The sequence below is a fragment of the Paraburkholderia sp. Clong3 genome, assembly GCF_050436485.1.
In the GTDB taxonomy this organism is placed as follows: Bacteria; Pseudomonadota; Gammaproteobacteria; order Burkholderiales; family Burkholderiaceae; genus Paraburkholderia; species Paraburkholderia tuberum.
Map to the genome: position 1 here is coordinate 45,324 of NZ_JBNDMH010000004.1, position 18,458 is coordinate 63,781.

13 protein-coding genes and 1 pseudogene are annotated in these 18,458 nt (G+C 63.5%); 9 read left to right on the forward strand and 5 right to left on the reverse strand.

The genetic code is table 11. The features are described 5' to 3' along the window. Nucleotides 1-132 precede the first annotated feature (132 nt). From OKW30_RS38175 to OKW30_RS38190, 4 genes are all read left to right on the forward strand, one after another. Complete coding sequence (locus OKW30_RS38175; RefSeq protein ID WP_429349266.1) at nt 133-660, forward strand: NHLP leader peptide family RiPP precursor; 528 nt, start codon at nt 133-135, stop codon at nt 658-660. A gap of 122 nt (nt 661-782) precedes the next feature. Beyond that, a complete protein-coding gene (locus tag OKW30_RS38180) occupies nt 783-2,309 on the forward strand; it encodes a radical SAM family RiPP maturation amino acid epimerase (RefSeq protein WP_429349267.1) in 1,527 nt (508 codons plus the stop codon). Nucleotides 2,310-2,362: 53 nt separating this feature from the next. After that, entirely contained in the window at nt 2,363-4,354 is a 1,992-nt protein-coding gene (locus tag OKW30_RS38185) for a RiPP maturation radical SAM C-methyltransferase (RefSeq protein WP_429349268.1), read from the forward strand. Between the two features lie 16 nt (nt 4,355-4,370). Then, nucleotides 4,371-6,377, forward strand: a complete 2,007-nt coding sequence (locus OKW30_RS38190; RefSeq protein ID WP_429349610.1) for a RiPP maturation radical SAM C-methyltransferase — start codon at nt 4,371-4,373, stop codon at nt 6,375-6,377. Nucleotides 6,378-6,405: 28 nt separating this feature from the next. Here OKW30_RS38190 and OKW30_RS38195 read toward each other — a convergent pair whose 3' ends face one another. Then, nucleotides 6,406-8,346: a methyltransferase domain-containing protein gene (locus OKW30_RS38195; RefSeq protein ID WP_429349269.1), complete on the reverse strand. Its 1,941-nt coding sequence runs from the start codon at nt 8,344-8,346 to the stop codon at nt 6,406-6,408. Nucleotides 8,347-8,505: 159 nt separating this feature from the next. Here OKW30_RS38195 and OKW30_RS38200 point away from each other — a divergent pair, with 159 nt between their 5' ends. Then, a complete protein-coding gene (locus tag OKW30_RS38200; protein WP_429349270.1) occupies nt 8,506-10,035 on the forward strand; it encodes a hypothetical protein in 1,530 nt (509 codons plus the stop codon). On the opposite strand, the gene metX is transcribed toward OKW30_RS38200, so the two are convergent. Both metX and OKW30_RS38210 read right to left on the reverse strand, forming a co-directional pair. Next, nucleotides 10,018-11,166, reverse strand: a complete 1,149-nt coding sequence (metX, locus tag OKW30_RS38205; RefSeq protein WP_429349271.1) for a homoserine O-acetyltransferase MetX — start codon at nt 11,164-11,166, stop codon at nt 10,018-10,020. The genes OKW30_RS38200 and metX overlap by 18 nt on opposite strands. Before the next feature lie 295 nt (nt 11,167-11,461). Next, nucleotides 11,462-11,689 (reverse strand): hypothetical protein, encoded by a 228-nt coding sequence (locus OKW30_RS38210; protein WP_429349272.1) that lies wholly within the window; start codon nt 11,687-11,689, stop codon nt 11,462-11,464. Nucleotides 11,690-12,196: 507 nt separating this feature from the next. Here OKW30_RS38210 and OKW30_RS38215 point away from each other — a divergent pair. Next, nucleotides 12,197-12,613 (forward strand): annotated as a pseudogene (locus OKW30_RS38215) (phospholipase D-like domain-containing protein); the annotation flags it as partial. 8 nt (nt 12,614-12,621) lie between these two features. Here OKW30_RS38215 and OKW30_RS38220 read toward each other — a convergent pair. After that, a complete protein-coding gene (locus OKW30_RS38220; RefSeq protein ID WP_429349273.1) occupies nt 12,622-13,542 on the reverse strand; it encodes a DNA-binding protein in 921 nt (306 codons plus the stop codon). Between the two features lie 260 nt (nt 13,543-13,802). Here OKW30_RS38220 and OKW30_RS38225 point away from each other — a divergent pair, with 260 nt between their 5' ends. Continuing rightward, a complete protein-coding gene (locus OKW30_RS38225) occupies nt 13,803-14,390 on the forward strand; it encodes a ComF family protein (protein WP_429349274.1) in 588 nt (195 codons plus the stop codon). Further along, on the forward strand, nt 14,387-15,262 hold the full coding sequence (locus OKW30_RS38230) for an addiction module antidote protein (RefSeq protein ID WP_429349275.1): 876 nt from the start codon (nt 14,387-14,389) through the stop codon (nt 15,260-15,262). The genes OKW30_RS38225 and OKW30_RS38230 overlap by 4 nt, the downstream gene beginning before the upstream one ends. Nucleotides 15,263-15,504: 242 nt before the next feature. On the opposite strand, the gene OKW30_RS38235 is transcribed toward OKW30_RS38230, so the two are convergent. Beyond that, on the reverse strand, nt 15,505-16,245 hold the full coding sequence (locus OKW30_RS38235; protein WP_429349276.1) for a transposase: 741 nt from the start codon (nt 16,243-16,245) through the stop codon (nt 15,505-15,507). 917 nt (nt 16,246-17,162) lie between these two features. Here OKW30_RS38235 and OKW30_RS38240 point away from each other — a divergent pair. Then, on the forward strand, nt 17,163-18,338 hold the full coding sequence (locus tag OKW30_RS38240; RefSeq protein ID WP_429349277.1) for a hypothetical protein: 1,176 nt from the start codon (nt 17,163-17,165) through the stop codon (nt 18,336-18,338). The last annotated feature ends 120 nt before the right edge of the window (nt 18,339-18,458 follow it).

Here is an 18,458-nt window from a genome sequence, read left to right on the forward strand (position 1 = left end):
AAAATGTTCAATCAAAATCAATGTAATGCAAAATGTTCAATCAAAATCACTTGAACTGACGATCTACATTTCATAAGCTTCGTCGAGCGTGCACGAACACTCCCGTTCTGACTGACTGAAGCGAGGATACCCATGTCAAACAGCGATAAATGGCGCGGTGTGGCAGCCAATGTGATTGCGCATGCCTGGCGCGATCCTGCCTACAAGGCGAGCGTCCTGCAAAACCCCAAAGCCGCGCTGGCGGCCGCCGGTCTTACCCTGCCCGACTCGGTCCAGGTCTCGGCATTGGAAAACAGCTCGCAAAACAAGTACGTTGTACTGCCGGCCCAGGACCGCCTCGAAGCGGACCCCGTTGCCGGAGCGAAGCTCCTCAAGGCGATTACTCCGCTGCCCAAGGGCGTGCGCGTCACGCTGCTGCAGGACACCGCGGACACGCGCCATTTTGTATTGCCTGTCCCGCCGGCCCAAACCACGTTGCAGCCTCACACCGATGCGGCGGCGGCCACCGCCATGGCTGCCGGCTGGGAAGCCGTCAATCTGTACAGCTCCGCCAATGCGGTGGGAGAAGCCAATGCGGCCGGCGTCCAGAACGTGGTTGGCGCGGCCGAGGCCGCGGCCGCCGGCGTGGTCGTCGCGGTCGGCGCCGCCGTGCTGACCTGATCTTGTTCGACACGCGGTGAGCGATCCCCGGATCGCCGGCGTTTGGGGATCGCGTGAGCCGATGCGCCCATTGACAGGGCGAACCTACGCCGGCGCCAGCGTTGAACGGACGAGGAGACGGCATGGCCGACATGCGCAAAGAGCGTGAAGAGCGGGCCTGGGAGATCGCGCGCAGCTTTGGCGAGGACGTTGTACCGCTGTTTACCGTTCCCGGCTGCGCCGATTCCGAATACGTCAGCGCCGTCGCCCGGACCAAGCGCCTGCTGGAACGGTGGTCGATGGACAACGTGTTCCGCGCCCGTCTCTACGAGCATCCGCAGGAAGCATGCGACGCCTACGGCATCGACATCGATCCGCAGAACGTTCGGATCCTGTGGCACGAACAGGAAGCGCGTCAACGCAAGCAGGATCGGGCAAACGGCCTGCCCGCCCCCGAAGACTCCCGCTCGGTGCGGCGCTATCGTTCCTTCATTGCCGAAAAGCTGGCGTTTCGCGACTGGATGCGCGACGTCAAGGCAGGCGTTTCCGGCCGGTTCGGCCTGTGGCGGCTGCAGCAGATGCATCGCTGCACGCTGGAACTCGGGCCAGCCAAGTCGGCGGGGCTCGTGCACGCGACGGTGGCCTTCGAATTGCAGAAAGGATGTTCGGTCGGATGTTGGTTCTGTGGAGTGGGCGCGGAGAAGCTGAGCGCTCATTTTGCCTACTCGCCCGAGCATGCGGCCTTGTGGCGCGACACTCTGGACGTGTGTCGCGACGTCATTGGCGATTCTGTCTTCAACGGATTCTGCTATTGGGCGTCCGATCCGCTGGACAATCCCGATTACATCCATTTCATTACCGATTTCCGGCGCGCTTTAGGCCGGTATCCGCAGACCACCACCGCCATTCCGTTGCGCAACGAGGCGAAGACGCGCGAGATCCTCGACATGGTCAGGGATTGCGCCGGCGAGATCCAGCGATTCTCGATCCTCACGCTGAAAATGCTGGACGACGTCCACAGTCGCTTCACCCCGGAAGAACTGATCAACGTGGAGCTGCTGCCGCTCAATCGCGAGTCCGGCGTGCCCAAGGCCAATGCAGGCCGCGCCCGCGTCAAGTCGCCGCGCGGCCATGCCAAGACGAGCGACGAACAGCCGCAGACCATCGCTTGCATGAGCGGCTTCCTCTTCAACATGGTCGACCGCTCGGTCCGGATGGTGACGCCGTGCCATGCATCGGATCGCTGGCCGAACGGCTATCGCGTGCTGGCCCAAGGACATTTCGACAACGCGGAGCAGTTGCGCAAGCTCCTGATCCGGTTGATCGACGGCGCCGGGCATGTCGTGACGCACGACACCACGGTCGCCCTCAACCCCTGCCTCGTCGCCACGACCGTGACCCGGGAGGGCTACGACATTGCGTCCATCTGGGTCAAGCGCACCCTGGTCAACTTCCCCGCGTTCGCGGCGCTGGATCGCCTGCTGCGAGACGGCGTCCACACTGCGGCCGACGTCGCGACCCGCATCGAGGACGAAACCGGCACGCCGTTGGCGGACACGTTCAACATCCTCAACGAGTTGTTGCGCCTCGGCGCACTGGATACCGAACCTGCGGAGGCCGAACCGGTCGTGCAACGCGTCGGCGCCGTCAAGGCCATGGATTCGGCATGACTAGGGGGCCCCAATCCGCGGCCGACGCTCCGCCCCCAGGCGTCGACATCGTATTGATCAACATGCCGTATGCCGGCGTCGAGCGGCCGTCGATCTCGATCGGCCTGTTGCATCGCATCCTGACGGATGCCGGATTCTCGGTTCGCTCGGACTACGCGAATGTGCGTTTTGCCGAGCGCATCGGCATTCAGGCCTATCAGTTCATTGACATCATGCGATCCGAGGATGTGGTCGGCGAATGGACATTCCGGCAAGCGGCGTTCCCCGACTACCAGCCCGATGACGACGCCTATCTGGCGCAATTGCTGGAGCGCATGCTCCCGGAAAGCCGCGAGCGCTTGGGCCTCGACGGCTTGCGCCGCACGCTGCACGGCATGCGTGATGCGGCCAACCGGTTCGTCACCGATACCGCGAACCGGATTCTCGAGATGCAACCGCGCATCGTCGGGTGTTCGTCCACCTTTCAGCAACACCTTGCGTCGCTCGCGCTGCTGCGGCGAATCAAGGAAATTTCACCCGGCACGGTCACCATGATGGGCGGCGCCAATTGCGAAACCGTCATGGGCCGAACCACCCATCGCAATTTCGCCTGGGTGGACTATGTCGCTTCCGGCGAGGCGGACAGCATCATCGCGCATGTCGTCGGCAGGATCCTGCGGGCGAAGCCCGGCGCGGTTCCGTACGGCCTGCCCGATGCGATCCTGACGCCGCGTCACCGAACGGCGGGCTACCCTGTCGATCCCGGCTCGAACGACGGCGTGCCGCGCCACTCGTCGCCCTCGATCGAACATCTGGCGACGCCCGCCTTCGGCGACTATTTCGACACCCTGCGCGACAGCGCGCTGGCCGCCGTGATCGATCCGGGCCTGCCGGTCGAAACCTCGCGCGGCTGCTGGTGGGGGCAAAAGAAGCACTGCACGTTTTGCGGATTGAACGGCGGCGGTATGGCCTATCGCAGCCGCAGCGCGGAACGCGTGCTCGGGCAATTCGACGAGCTGTCGGCATCCTACGGCATTCGCAAGTTCGAGGTCGTCGACAACATCCTCGACATGCGCCACTTCGAGACGTTGCTCCCGCAACTGCAAGGCCGCGGCTTCCGCCTGTTCTACGAAACGAAATCGAACCTGCGGCGCGACCATGTCGCCGCGCTGGCGGCCGCCGGCGTCACGTGGATCCAGCCGGGCATCGAAAGCCTGCATTCCCGGGTCCTGGCGTTGATGGACAAGGGCGCGCAAGCCTGGATGAACGTGCAACTGCTCAAATGGTCGCGCGAATTCGGCCTGCGGCTGTCGTGGTCCATGCTGTTCGGATTTCCGGGCGAAGACGACGCCGATTACCAGGTCATGGCCGACATGGTGCCGAAGATCTGTCACATGCAGCCGCCCGGCGGCATGATCCACATTCGTTTCGACCGCTACAGCCCGTATCACGGCAAAGCGGCGGACTATGGCCTGGAGCTCGTTCCGGCCCGGCTGCTGCAGTACGTCTATCCGCTGTCGCCGGCGGACCTGATGGATCAAAGCTATTTCTTCGAAGAGCGCGGCGTCGCGGACCTGGGCCGCAACCTGTCGGTCGGGCTGACGCTGGAGCGCCCCGGAGCCGATGCGTTGCGCAAGGCGCTGGTCGCGTGGTCCAGGGCGTTCTGGTCCGGCATGCCGGCGGTGCTGTGCGAGGAACCCGACGGCGCCGGGCTTCGCCTGCTGGACACGAGACCGATGGCGGCCGAGCGGCAGGTCCGGCTCGATGGCGCTGCCGCCGCCATCCTCAGGCTGTGCGACGGCGCGCGCAACACCGCCACGCTGCCGGAAAAGCTGCGCTCGGACGGGCGCTTCGCCGGCAGTGACGAACAGATCGCCGACGCCCTCGCCTTTTTGCTCGAACGGGCCTACGCCATCGAACTGGACGGACGGATCCTGTCGCTGACGTTGAAAGGCGATCTCCCCAGCCTGCCCGACGGCTCGGAATTTCCGGGCGGCTTCGTCTGGCGCCCGGACTACACCACGGGCAAGGTCGCCGCGCGCCCCGAAACGGCCGTGGAGGAATGAGGTCATGCCGATGCGGATGGACGCCGACCCTGGATCGAACCACCACGACGACGCCGACGATGGCCCGTGCGACGTCCTGTTCGTCTATCTGCCCTATGGCGCAATCGAACGTCCGTCCATCGCGCTCGGGCTGTTGAAGCAGGTGCTCGTCGATCACGGCTTTTCGGCGGGCGTCCACTACGCGAACATCACGTTCGCCGAGCAGATCGGCTTGCCCGTCTATGACGCGATTTCCCGACTGTCGCGAGAAATGGCCGGGGAATGGACCTTTGCCGGCGCCGCGTTTCCCGGCGCGGAGAGCGATCACGACGGTTACATGCGCACGCTTGGCGAGATACTGAAGCCGTCCGTCGCCGAAGCCGCCGCGCGCGAAATCGCGGCGCAACTGTGGCCCGTGCGCCGGCTGGCCGAGGCGTTCATCGCCCGCACCGTGCGCGAAATCGTGGCGCGGCGCCCAAAGATCGTCGGCGTCAGCTCGATGTTCCAGCAGCACTGCGCCGCCCTTGCGCTGCTGCGGCACCTGAAGCATGCGGATCCCGACATCGTCACGCTGATCGGCGGTGCGAACTGCGAAGAAGAGATGGGGCTCGCGACGTGGCGCAATTTCCCCTTTGTCGACTACGTGGTGTCCGGCGAAGCCGATGAACTGTTGCCTGACCTGGTCGCCAATGCGCTGCGATACCGCGCCAAGACCCCGCCGGCCCTGCTTCCGGCCGGTGTCCTGGGACGCGGGGGGCCGGCGGGCGTCGCCCCGCCCGCTGGCATCGGGCGGGCGCGCGTCGAGCGGCTGGACGGCAGCCCGATTCCCGATTACCGGGACTATTTCCGCCGCTTGTCGCATTCGCCATTGCGCGACCTGATCCGCCCCGGCCTCCCGATCGAGACGGCGCGAGGCTGCTGGTGGGGCGCCGTGCGGCACTGCACGTTCTGCGGCCTGAACGGGAGTTCGACGGCGTTTCGCGCCAAGTCGCCGGAACGGGCAATCGGAGAATTCTCGACGCTCGCGGACCGGCACGGCATCAACCGTTTCATGGTGGTCGACAACATCATCGACCTCGATTATTTCAAGACCGTGCTGCCTCGTTTGCGCGAAGACCACGCCGGCGACTGGCAGATCTTCTACGAAACCAAAGCCAACCTTCGTCGCGACCAGGTCGCGCTGATGCGCGATGCCGGCATCGCCTGGATCCAGCCCGGCATCGAGAGCCTGAACGACAATCTGCTGAAGCAGATGGCAAAGGGAACGACGGCGCTGATCAACACGCGCCTGCTCAAATGGGCGCGGGAAGACGGCTTGTCCGTGTCCTGGAACATCCTGTTCGATCTTCCCCAGGAGAACGATGACGATTACCGCGACATGGCCGGGCTGATCCCGGCCCTCGTCCACCTGCAGCCGCCGCAGGCGATGGTGCGGATTCGCGTCGAACGATTCAGCCCGTACCAGAAAACGCCCGAGCTTTACGAGCTGAACATTGCGCCCGCGTGGCCCTACCGCTACATCTACCCGTTGGCGGAGCAGCCGCTCGCCCAGCTTTGCTACAACTTCGACACCCTCGGCAAGGCGCGCCTGCAAACGACCGGCGACTCGATTCCGGGCGCGAGCCCGCCGATCGAGCCCGGCAGCGGCCTTGCCCTGTGTCATCAGGCCGTGACCGCCTGGCGGCAGCTTCACGACGCCGCCGCCAAGCCGCTGCTGTGCATTACCCCGCGCGCCGACGGCGGCGCCACGGTGCTCGATACGCGTCCCTGCGCGCGCCAGCGCGTGAGCCAGGTGTCGGCGGCGGCAGCCGGGATACTGGCGCTGTGCGACGGCGGAGCGACATCGGCGCAGATCGACCGAGGCCGGCTCGCGCCGGGAGAATGGGACGCGCTGATCGGCAACCGGTGGCTGCTCGCCCTCGGCGAAAAATACCTGTCGCTGCCGGTCAACGGCGACGTACCGGCCTTGCCGGCCCGCCAACGCTTTCCCGGCGGCTACATCACGGCCGGCCCCGAATCGTCGGGGCTGCTGCTGGCGGAATGACGGCGGCATTCCACGGGAACGCGTTGCGTCATGCCGGCCGACACCAGAATTGGTACATCGCGCGAAAGGTATCGGGATAAATCTCTTCGAACGCGGCCCATCCGGCGAGATCCGAATCGTCGTCCGCGGTGAGCAACGCGCGCTTGCACGCATGGATGTCCGGATCGACCTGATCGAAACCGAGGAATGCCAGCCCCAGCGCCGTCAATGCGCGGGCGATGCGGGGAATGTCGAACGGATCTTCATGTTCATTGACCATCAGATCCCGAAAGCCGGCCAGGCTATAGAAATCGGTGTAGCGCCAGACCGATGCGAGGGCATCGTCATGAGGAAGGGCAAGCAGCCGGGCGCGCGCCGCCCGCAACGCATCGTCATCGCATGGCGGAACGACCAGGTCCGCGATGCGCTGGCGCGCCGCCGCCACGCCGCGGCGGGCCAGCGAGCTGTACAACCCGATCCGCATCGTGCCGCCGGGCGCCAGCGTCGGCATCAGCGCGCGCCAGCCGGCCTCGGGATCGGCCAGATGATGCAGCACGCCGCCGCATTCGATGTGGTCGAAGGCCCCGCCCAGCGACGCCGCATCGTGCAAGTCCACGCATGCGAACGAAATCGTCGAGATCCTCAGCGCCCTCGCCCGTGCTTCCGCATATCGCAAACTGGCGGTGCTGACGTCGATGGCAACGATGTCGGCGTCGGGCATCGCCGATGCCAGTTGCGCCGCATGTCGTCCCGTGCCGCAACCCGCCACGAGGATCCGGGGCCGCCCGCGGGGCGCCGGGGACGACGCGTGGCGGAACGGTCCGCAGAATCCGGCAAAGCCTTGCGGCGGCCTGCGCGTGATGCGCTGCCAGACCGGGTAGGCATGCGCTTCGTACTGCGCACGCAGACGTGCGGCAACGTCGCCCGATTCGACGCCCTGCGCCGTGTGCGCCGGTTCGATGTCCGGATACGCTTCGCAGATCGATCGGGCCGCATCCAGCCTGCAGCGCGCCGCTTCGTCGGCCGGCACCGGCCACGCGCCGCCATTCAGCCGGCATTGAGCCGCCAACGCCCAGCACAACGCCGGATAGCGATCGCTCTCGTGCGACAGCAGCAGCCATCGCCGCACCCGGGACAGCATGCGCTCGATCGTTCGATTGGGCGGCAAGCCCTGCGAAATCAGTTCCAGCGCAAGGGGACGCGCATTCAGCAGCGACGCCAGTGCCGCCGGATCCTCGGCGTGCCCATCCGCGCCGATCAGGCGTGCCAGGCCGGGGTCGCGCGCCTGTTGCAGCCATCCCGCCGCCGTCAGTTGCTGTGCGTCGACGTCCGCATCACGCAACAGCGCGACGAGCGGCGCTTCGTCGTCGGCCGAACGCACGATGGCGTCCGGATGAGACTTCAGCAGATCGACCAGTCGCGAACGGACAGACAGATCGGCCGGCCAGCGTCGCACCGCGTCGAACAACAGCGGGAGCGCCGCGGCGTGTTCGCCGCGATCCGCGAGCCAGCTCGCGAGCAACGGATAGGCCGGCGCAAATTCCGGCGCATCGGCGATGCAGCAACGTGCCTGCGCGATGGCGGCATCCAGGTCGCCTTGCGCCGCGAGGGCCGCGCCAAGGTTGAAGCGCGTCGCCACGAGGCCTGGATCGACGGCGAGCGCGCGACGAAAGTCGTTTGCCGCGCTCGCCGCCCGCCCCAACGCAAGCAACGCGCGGCCTCGATCGTTCCACAACGGCGCCGATCCCGCCGCCTGAACCAGCGGCAACGCGGCGTCGAGCCGGGCAAGCGCCAGTTCCGGCAGACCGCACGCCAGCGCGACGGCCGCAGCCAGGTGCAATCCCGCTGCGTCGCCGCGCTCGGCCGCGGCCTCGGCCAGCCGATCGGCGAGCGTTCTGGCGTCCTCTCGCCGCCCCGACGTCCACGCGTCGCGAACGTGTTGCGACAGGGCTTCTCCGCCCGGCGGGAGGGAAGTTCTGGAGACGCTCATGATTGCCCCGTTCGTGTCGTCGGCAAACTCACCGCAGTCCATTCAACCGTGTCCACTCAGTGAACGATGCGTACAGCTCCTTCGCGTGATCATAGCGCGCCGTCATCGGCGTCCGAACTGCAAGCCCGCCAGGCGCGGGTCTGGCGGCAGATTTGCCATATGGCGGAAGGACTGGCCATCGCTCCGGCGATTGACAGCCTGATCCGTCACGATGCAGTGGTCGCGCGCGCGGATACGGACGTCCCGTCCGCGTCATCGCGCAATCCCGGTTTAGTCGGCGTCGCCCGGCGTGCGCTGGCGCAGCAGGGCCGGCTGACACCGGGAGACGCGGCGAATCACGACTGGTTGAGGCGGCTGGACGACTATCGTCACGTGCCCGCCCTGCTGGACCTGTGTCACGCGCTGCTGGCTGGCGAGCCAGGCAACGCGCTGCGCGCGATGGCCCTCCTGCTGCGAGCCTGGAGAGTGGCCAGCGATTTCCCCGACCGCATCGCGACTGAATTGCTCGCGTTCGTGGCGGCGCCGACGCTTCTGACGCTCGCTGATAGCGGGTGCTTGCCGCCGTTTCGGCCTGAATCCTTCCCGTTGCCGGCCGATGTTTGGCCCGTCGGCGCCGCGGGCCGGCATGCGGCGCTGCGATGGCTCGGCTGGGTCGACGGACCGGCGGCGGCCCCGCAGTTGACAACGGAAGGCCGCATGGCGGCCGCCTTTTCCGGGCAGTTCCGCTATCCGCTGTCCTACCTGCCGATGTTGACCCGCATGGACTCGCTCCTGTTCGGCGATCCGGGCATCGCGCTGGCACGCAGCGGCGACGCGACGGAGCGTCACCTGGACCGTGCCGCCGACATTCGCTTCTCGACCGAAGTGTTCCAGCGCAGCTGCGCGCCTATCCTGTCGGCAATGGTCGTGCCGCTCTTTCATCGCAGCCGGGGGGACAGCCGGCCACGGGTCGTCGTCGACGTTGGCTGCGGCGAAGCGACGTTACTGGTGAGTTTGCTTCGTGCCATTGCGGGCGACCCCGCTTCGGCGGACGCCGCGGAAAATCTTCTGCTGGTCGGCGTCGAAAACAATCCGGTGGCGGAGCAGGCGGCGAAGCGCACGCTGGCAACTTGCGGAGCGAAGCACGTACTGATACGCGGAGACATCTCGTACCCGGACGCCATTGCCGCGCGTCTCGCCGTCGACGGAATCGATTTTGCCGATGCGCTCCATGTCAACAAGTCAGTCATCCACGACCGGGAACTGGTTGACGCGTCGCCATCGGAGGCGGCGCATGCGGAACGGCACGGCGCGCGCGCCGGCCTTCCGGGTGCGAATGCCGGTGACGGAATCTTCGCGCGGCCCGACGGCAGCCTCGTCGATGCGTCCGCCGCGCAGGACGATCTCGTTCGTTTCTTTCGGCGCTGGCGCCCCTATCTCTTGCGTCACGGCATGATCGCGCTCGAGCCGCACGCACTCACGGTCGATGCGGCGGCGGCCCTGTCGGGGCGCAGTATGACGGCCGTGATGGAGGCGCTGCACGGATTTTCCGGCCAGTATCTGGTCACCCTGGACCGCTTTACCGAGGCGATCGGCATCTCGGGACTGCGCCTCGCCGCGCAACGGCTTATCGGATCGGAACTGACCGGGCACGTGCACATGAGCTGCAGCCATCTCGTCGCCAAGCGCGATTCACGACATGGCCTGTAGAAAACCGGCCACGACCGGCGCCAGCGCGCTGACGTCGAATTGGTAAGCCCCGTGCCCGAACGGGCTGGTCAGATGATGATGGGAGACGGCGGTGCCGTTGCTCGCGATCGCATCCGCGAGCCGCGCGATCTCGGCACGCGGGTAGCGCCAGTCCGATTCGTAGGACACCAGCAGCATCGGCTTGTCGATGGCCGACACGCCGGACGGCAGGTCGGGATATCCGTCCGCCAGATCGAACAGATCCATCGCTTTGGTCAGGCAGATCAGCGAATTGGGATCGAAGCGCAGGCTTGCGTTCGCGCGCACGCGGGCAAGAAAGGCTTCGACGGCGAATTCGGGTGCCGGAAACGCGAGCGGCGGCACACCGCCATCGGCCGCCGGTGAATCGGCCCGGCGCCTGCCGAACTTTTCCGCCAGCGTGTCCCGGTCGAGCCACAGCACGGACCCGATCATCGCACCCAGCCCCATGCCGGCCAGCGGCCCCTGCGTGTGTCCGTAATAATCGCCGCCCTGCCAGGCGGGATCGGCGTAGATCGCCTGCCGCATCAGCTCCCACAACGCGATGGTGTACGCGGACGTGAACGGCGTCGCGCTGATGGCGATCGCGCACGACAAGCGAGTCGGATGACGTCGCGCGAATTCCAGTACCTGGAAGCCACCCATGCAGCCGCCGGCGACTGCGCGAAAACGGGGAATGTCCAGGCGATCCTGCAATCTGACCCATGCATCGGCCATGTCCGCCATGGTGACGCGCGGAAAGCGCATGCCGAAAGGCCGGCCGGTATGCGGATCCGTGGCTGCCGGCCCAGTCGATCCGGCGCATCCGCCTGGCACGTTCGCACAGACGACGAAGTGGCGATCGGTATCGAACATCCGGCCCGGGCCGATCGCCAGTTGCCACCATGGCTGCGGCGGCCCGCCGGGAAGCGGGGCTCCGGCCGCATTCTGATTTCCCGTCAGTCCATGGCAAATCATGATCGCGTTATCGCGACTGTCGTTCAGCCTGCCATACGTTTCCACGGCCAGATCCAGGCGAGCAAGCATGCCGCCAGTCGCCACGCGCATCGGTTCGTCGAACGAGACCGTGAAGCGGCGTTGGCCCAAGCTCGGTTCCGTTTCTTTCTCGTTCATGGGCGGAGCAACCTCGTCTACCTGCGTTTCACGATGGCGGCAAGATCAAGCCCGGCCGCCGCGCCACATGACCGTATCGAGTTACTCGGCCATCGCCAATTCATCAACCGAGTCTCTCTGACCGGCCACTGAAATCTGAGGCGAACGCGACCGCCGTGGCCGACGATGGCCCGCACGCCGTAGCGTTCGTGCAATCGCGTGGAGCTGTTCCCAGATACGGTCCGCCTCAGGCGGTGCCAAGGTATCCGCAGCGACGCCCAGCGCATCGACGATCGATGCATGCCGCGCTGAGGCATCAGTCAACGCTACGCGCGCGCTCAATCTCGGCCGCGTGCGATACGCGCCGAGCCAGGCCTCCAACGCCCGGCGCTCGCTCTTGTCGAGCAACTCGAGCAGCGACGCGTACGGGATCGTTCGCCACGAACGTGCCGACGACACGCTGTCGAAATCGGCCGGTATCCGCTGCTTTCACTTTCCGGATCACCTTGATTTTCCCGCCCTGCGCTCGAATCAGGATCGGCATCGCCTATCTCCAAAAAATCTCCCGGAAAGGATAGCGCAAACCGCGTGTCGCGTTGATGCCGCGACACGCGGGCCTGCCTGTCCAGTCTCGCGGCCTTTGGGCCGCTCGAAGGGGCGCTCGCCGCACGGCGAGCTCGTGCTGCCTCACGTATCCGCATGCCACCAGTCCCTGAGCTCGTCGTCCCAAACGCGACCGTAGCCCTTGACCGTTCCCGCTCAAGGATGCGCTTCGCCGGCCGCGGCACCCGTTCGGTGCTCGCCCGTTGGGCTGCGCTCCGCGTGCGGCTTTGCGTCCGTCCTTTATCGCCGCCATGTAGGCTCGACCGTGCCGGCGAATGCACGCCTACGCCCGCTGGGGCCCGGCGCAGAGGTGTTGAGGAAGAGCAGAAAGACCAGTCAGGAAGTGGCTGATTTGATTGATTATTGTTTTGGAGGCGGAGCGCTAACCCTCGTCGCAGCTAGATCGTCCTACGCCGGCAAACTGCACCGAAATCAAGGGGACCCCGCACTGAAAGTCATTGATTCCGCGCACACGTCGATCCGGCTCGCAGGCTATTCGTTCACGTCGCCGAAGGTGGTTCGCGGGCTGCTCGATGCGGAACGCCGCGGTGTTGACGTGGCGGTCGTGGTGGATGACAAGGGCAACCGGTCGAAGACTTCGCAACAGGCGCTGAACCTGCTCGTCAACGCCGGCATCCCAACCCGCACCATCGACCGTTAAGCTATCAATCACGACAAATATGTCGTCGTTGACGGGCGGCACGTTCAGACCGGCTCGTTCAACTACTCCGCGTCAACGGCCAGCCGCAACTCGGAGAATGTGCTGGTTGTCTGGAACAACGCGGCCCTGGCCCTTGCTCAACGCTATTTTCAGCATTGGGAGAATCGCTTCGCGCAGGGTAATGACTATCGGTCCGCCTATTAGCGCGTCGGTCACTCTGTCGAACGCTTGCGCGCCGGCTGCGCCGGTCGCGATGCTTCGAATTGGCCACGCAGTTGAGCCGCCTGCTCGCCGGCTGTTTTGGCCACTGCTCGAGCACGCTCGGCATCTGCTGTCGCGGTGGCCACTTCACGCTCGAATGCCTTTGCGCGGGCCTCGGTCGCCTGCAGCGATGCACGCGTGTCGGCGAGCTCGGTAGAGAGCTTGTCGTTGCGCTGCTGCTGCGCAGATAGCATCTCTTCGGTGCGCTCACGTCGCGAGCCGACGTCAATCAGGCGAGCGGTCAAATCATCTTTCTGTGCGGCAAGCACGGCGGCCGACTGCTCTGCCGCCACACGAGCCTGTCGTTCGGTGTCGAGCTCGCCGCGCACGGCCGCGAGGTCGCCTTCGAGTCGCGGCATCGCTTCAAGGCGCAACTGCGCCTTGGCGAGCTCCGTTCTCGCGAGCTCGGCTGCATGACGCTCGCGCGTGGCTTCATCGCGGGCGGTGTCGAGGTCCGCTGAAAGCTGGCCGGCCTTCCCTTCCGCTTCGGCCTTCTCGATCGCGAGCGCTTCAAGCTCTTCGTCGCGAGCGGCGATGAGTTCGGCCAGTCGCTCGTTCTCTGTGGCGAGGTCGGCCGCTTCCTGCTGCTGTTCCGCGAGCTCGGCTTCGAGCGTCGCGCGAGCAGCGGTGAGCTCCGCGTCCATGAAGTCGATCAGTGCCTTTTGAAGCGCGGGCGGGAGCGTGAGCACTGCCGTTGCCTGTCGAGCCTGCCCCGCTTTCCGTTGCTGCAGGAGCTTGTTAATCGTGCCCATGCTGCCGGTATTTCCCAAGCGCTCACGCACGGCGCGCGACGTTGGCTTGATGCCCTCAACCTTCATCGCGTCGACGATGGCATTGACCTGCTCGGCGGTAATGGTGGCTTCGCGTCCCATCTCGGATCCTGTTGATACGTTACGTTATGATTGTTATGATACGATATGTTATCGAAAATCACAAACTCGGACCCCAACCGCAATAGCTAACCCCCGTGGGCCCTCGCACCGCGCTATTTACAGGCTGGAAAAGCCACTTCGAGCAAGACAGCGGTTATCGATCTACCTACGAGGGGACGTCCGGCCTCCGAACGGGACAGCTTGCAAGGGGTGTAACCTACGGGCTACACTTGGTTTTGTTATGGCGCTGGAGCTTGCTCGTGGTCCCTATTCACCCGCAAAAAATCGAAGGCCATTTCCGCTCCGACATTGCGCTGGATCTCCACACCACGAGCAGCACGCCGATTGGATATGACGAAGCCGGCCATATGCAATTTGATACGCTGCGGCCCGAGATAGCGGAGTTGCTATATCAATTCAAATATCACGGCGATCAAGAGGCAGCGAACGGCATCATTGAGGCGGCCGCCGCATACCTTCACCCGCACCGGGGACTATTCGACGCCATGATTCCCGTACCGCCGTCGACCGCCCGAGCCGTGCAACCTGTGCTCGTCCTAGCACACGGAATTGCTAATACGGTGGGGTTGCCCGTTCTCGAATGCATTGGCACGACACGTGCGACAACGCAGCTAAAAGGGGTAACCGACCCCGACGAGCGTATGAGGCTGGTCGCTGGTCTATATGCCGTTGACCCCGCGAACACTACTAACAAGAACATCCTGCTCTTTGATGACCTGTTTCGTTCCGGCACGACGATGAACGCAATCACCGACGTGCTCCTGCAACAAGGCCGCGCCAGGAGTGTGTGCGCGTACACCATCACCAAAACCCGGAGGAACCGATGATGAACACGATTTTCATCGGCGGCTCACGCCATGTCTCACGACTACCGGTCGAGATTAAGCAGAGACTCGACAACGTCATAAACAGCGGCCATCGCGTCATCGTTGGAGACGCCAACGGCGCCGATAAAGCCGTGCAAAAGTATTTCAGCGAAGCCGCCTACGACAAGGTGACCGTGTTTTGCTCTGGTGAGAGTTTCCGTAACAACCTCGGTCATTGGGCAACTCACAAGGTCGATGCGCCGAAGCATCTCAAGGGCTTCCAGTTCTACGCCGCCAAGGATCGCGAGATGGCTCGCGAAGCCGATTTCGGTCTGATGATTTGGGACGGCAAGAGCCCCGGCACAGTTCTCAATGTGCTGCGACTGGTGCTTTCCAACAAAATCGCGGTGCTTTTCAGCGTGCCTGAGAAGCGCGCGATCAACATCAAGACGCGAAGCGATTGGGAGAGTTTCCTGAGTCGCTGCAACGCCGAGTTGGTACACGATATACGTGATCGCGCTACGCCAGAAGAATGGCAACCAAGCACGCAAGCTAGCTTGCTCGGCGCACACGAGGAAGCCACTGAAGCAAGCGGGTGCGATTTCGACGCGGAGCAATCGGTTACACCCGCGGCCAGCTCATCTGAGGATGAACTGGCCGCCTCCCTCGATGCCGCACTGGCAGAGGCTGATCCGGCTGCTGCGATAAAGGCTCTCGGCGGCCTAGCGAAGATGCGAGGTATGAGCAACGTCGCGAAAGAAACCGGCCTCGCTCGCGAAAGCCTTTATCGCGCGCTAAGTAGCGAAGGCAATCCGGAATTCGCCACGGTACTCAAAGTATTGACATCGTTGGGCCTTCACCTGTCTGCGACCAGGAACGTGGCCAGCGGCTAAGTATCCTGCCAGCTATGCCGAATTGCAGCTCGACGCTAGGACACTTGCCTATGCAAATGGCCCTCACTCCGAAAACTTCAGAATAGATCAACTTGTTGCTGGTTTCGCTTTTGTGCGGGCGTGCATGATGTCAGCGACAGGTGAGAGTCGGTGAAGCAGGATCGATAGTTGCGGGAAATGGGGCTATCGGTTTGTCGAAGGCGACAATAGGGTCAGGATGGAAACAGATATGGTGTGACAGTTCATGGCGCGCGGCGCCAGCGATGAACGACGTACCCTGCGATGAAGCTCAGCAGTAGTGGCGCAGATTGATCATCGTATAGGCAAGCGTCTTGAACGCGGTAATGCACATCACTGATGCGTTCGAAGCGCAGCAACAGGCGGCGAAACTTGTCTTCCCAGGCAAAGACGCGCTCAATGGTCCTGAAGCGCTCCTCGAAGATGGCCGGCTCGAAGATCTGCTTGCGACCGCGCTTCGGTGTTTTGCGCCCGCGCGGGTTCTGCGGGATGTTCGGGGTCATGCCGCGATTGAAGATCGCACGGCGGTTGGCCCGGCAGTCGTAGACGCCATCCAGGCTGACGGTGGCGCCTTGCAGGTCCATGCCAATGGCGCGGGCCATCTCGCTCAGCCGTGGTAGCGCATCACGCAGCAAGGGCGATTCGTTGCGGTTACCCGCAGCGCAGATGAACGGCGCGATGATGTTGCAGTGGCGATCACAAAAGGCCACCACCTTGTCGCCTTTCAGGTGCTTGTGACCGCTGTACCCGAGGTTGTCGCCACCTTTCTTCGCCGCCGTGGTCGTGCCGTCACCATGAATGACCGTGAGGTCAAGGAGCTGGTCCTCATGAAGCTTGCGCACCGAGCCAGAAAAGATCCGGTCGATGCTGCCATCGGCGCGCCAGCGGCGCATGATCCGGTAAATGCGCGTGTAGCGGATTTCAGGCAGCCCTTTGGCATCCCTTTCGATCGGCAGCACTTCCACTGGCACCCCATGTACAGCACCCGCAGGATGTAGTTGAAGATCGTGTGCAAGGCCAGCGTGGGCGGCGGTCCGCGCCGACTACGGCGCAGATGCGGCAAGACAAACTGTTCGAACTGCTCAAGGCTTAAATTCACTGGAATTGCCTGCCAGCATGGGTTTCCCGTCATTCGCTGCGTCCAGAAATCTGGACTCTAACCGATCTGGCTTCGCCGATCCCCAACCCAGGCCCGGCGCCGCTCCCAGACAAATGCAATGATCTCGAGAAACTAACAACCAGTTGATCAGTGATGTGCATTACGCGTTCAAGACGCTTGCCTATACGATGATCAATCTGCGCCACTACTGCTGAGCTTCATCGCAGGGTACGTCGTTCATCGCTGGCGCCGCGCGCCATGAACTGTCACACCATATCTGTTTCCATTCCTGACCCTATTGTCGCCTTCGACAAACCGATAGCCCCATTTCCCGCAACTATCAATCCTGCTTCACCGACTCTCACCTGTCGCTGACATCATGCACGCCCGCACAAAAGCGAAACCAGCAACCAGTTGCTAGCCACCGCAAAATGAATCGATATTTCAATAACCGACGTAAGTCATGCTAAACACACCATGCGGCGTGCCTAATACGCTCCATGAATAAACAGCAATGGTTACGTCCGTACGACGCCTCCGTCTACCTGCTAACAATGACAGGTATTAACGAACGCTCTTCCAGCGTTAGATTTGCAAAAAATTTGACGTCGCAGATCACCTGAATGCGACTCAAAAGAAAGGAGACCGTCAATCATCGAGTGGGCCGCCCGGTCACACGCAGTACCGTTTATTCGGCGAGCGCCCCCTTCGTCACGTGCGATTTTGTCGTCAGGCGAACGGACTCCTTGGTCACGTGCAGTTCCCCTTACCTTAGAGGCAAACATGGCAACCCCGTCAAATTTTGTCGATCTCCAGGCCGGTTTTTATAATGCGCTGGCTCAAGGGCTTGGCTATAGCAATCAGGATCCGTTCCAGATTATTCAACCCTCGCCGCCGCTCACGGGAGGCGACGACGCTGACGATCTGCTCTGGGCGTATCTGAACAATTTGCCGGTCGCTTCATTGACCCAGAACACGCAGTTCTCCGGCGGAAATCAATTTCTCGCCGATTATCAAGGCGTCATGTCCGCCTTGCAGTCCGCGCCCAACAATTTTCAGTCGACCATCGGCCCGACCTGCTGGGCCGCCTACCAGCAGGCGCTTAAAGACCACGAAGTCAAAACTGGCGCCGTCGCGTTCCGTAACTGGGCGCTTTACTGCCAACCGTGTTCCGCTGTCGCAACGTCAGGCGCATCCGCCCTGGCCGCCGCCATGCTCGATCCGATTTTTGCGGCGCAGATGAACGTGACACCGTACAAGCCTGTTGGCGACGAACCCGTGACGTTCTCGCCGGGCTACTCGAAGATGCTCACCTTGCTGAAGAAGGCACCGAGCCGTTCGTTCGAAGTAAGCGCAAGCAATTGGCAGACCGACGTCTCAAAGACGTGGACCCAAGGCTCCACCACGGGGTTTTTTGGCTTGTGGGGTGGCAGCAGTTCGTCGTCTTCGATCAGCGAGAAATTTGCGTCGGGCGGCGTGTCGGTCAAAGCCTCGTTCGACAACGTGCTGCCGTTCAACGCCACGCCGGGCGACTGGTACAGTTCCTCGGCGTTCGGCATGGCGTTCAACAACCCCGGTAAGGCGCCATGGACGTCGAACAACCCGATTAACTGGGACACGACCTTCGGCAAGAACGGCAACATGCAACGGTTCGCCTCGAGCCTGCTGATCGCCAACAAGATGAACATCTCGGTCGTTTCGGCGGCGCAGTATAGCCAGGGGGAGCAAAGCCAGATACAGAGTAATCAGGGCAACGGCCTGTGGCCGTTCTATTGCTCCGGCAGCTCGGGCGGTTCCAGCACGAGTGCTTCATTCGACAAGGACGGCCGCATGACGGTGACCATCACAAGTAAAGCCAACGTGCCGATCGTGATCGGCTGCATCGTGCTGACGGCTGGCCAGTATCTCGGGCATGAAGCACTGGCATCGAAGCGTTTGATCGAGGAGTTCTACAGCTAGCACTAGCCATTGGCCGTCTCACGGTCTCGACATGCCCGCCGTGCCGATTACGGCAGGCATGTCGTATGGCGCCGCACGGGATCCTTGCATTTTCCGTGTTTTTTCCGGTCAGGGAAGGGG

Excerpts from the sequence above, each read along its gene's own strand:
- OKW30_RS38175 (WP_429349266.1), top strand. The coding sequence starts at position 133 with ATGTCAAACAGCGATAAATGGCGCGGTGTGGCAGCCAATGTGATTGCG.
- OKW30_RS38180 (WP_429349267.1), top strand. The coding sequence starts at position 783 with ATGGCCGACATGCGCAAAGAGCGTGAAGAGCGGGCCTGGGAGATCGCG.
- OKW30_RS38190 (WP_429349610.1), top strand. The coding sequence starts at position 4,371 with ATGGACGCCGACCCTGGATCGAACCACCACGACGACGCCGACGATGGC.
- OKW30_RS38195 (WP_429349269.1), bottom strand. The coding sequence starts at position 8,346 with ATGAGCGTCTCCAGAACTTCCCTCCCGCCGGGCGGAGAAGCCCTGTCG.
- OKW30_RS38200 (WP_429349270.1), top strand. The coding sequence starts at position 8,506 with ATGGCGGAAGGACTGGCCATCGCTCCGGCGATTGACAGCCTGATCCGT.
- metX (WP_429349271.1), bottom strand. The coding sequence starts at position 11,166 with ATGAACGAGAAAGAAACGGAACCGAGCTTGGGCCAACGCCGCTTCACG.
- OKW30_RS38210 (WP_429349272.1), bottom strand. The coding sequence starts at position 11,689 with ATGCCGATCCTGATTCGAGCGCAGGGCGGGAAAATCAAGGTGATCCGG.
- OKW30_RS38220 (WP_429349273.1), bottom strand. The coding sequence starts at position 13,542 with ATGGGACGCGAAGCCACCATTACCGCCGAGCAGGTCAATGCCATCGTC.
- OKW30_RS38230 (WP_429349275.1), top strand. The coding sequence starts at position 14,387 with ATGATGAACACGATTTTCATCGGCGGCTCACGCCATGTCTCACGACTA.
- OKW30_RS38240 (WP_429349277.1), top strand. The coding sequence starts at position 17,163 with ATGGCAACCCCGTCAAATTTTGTCGATCTCCAGGCCGGTTTTTATAAT.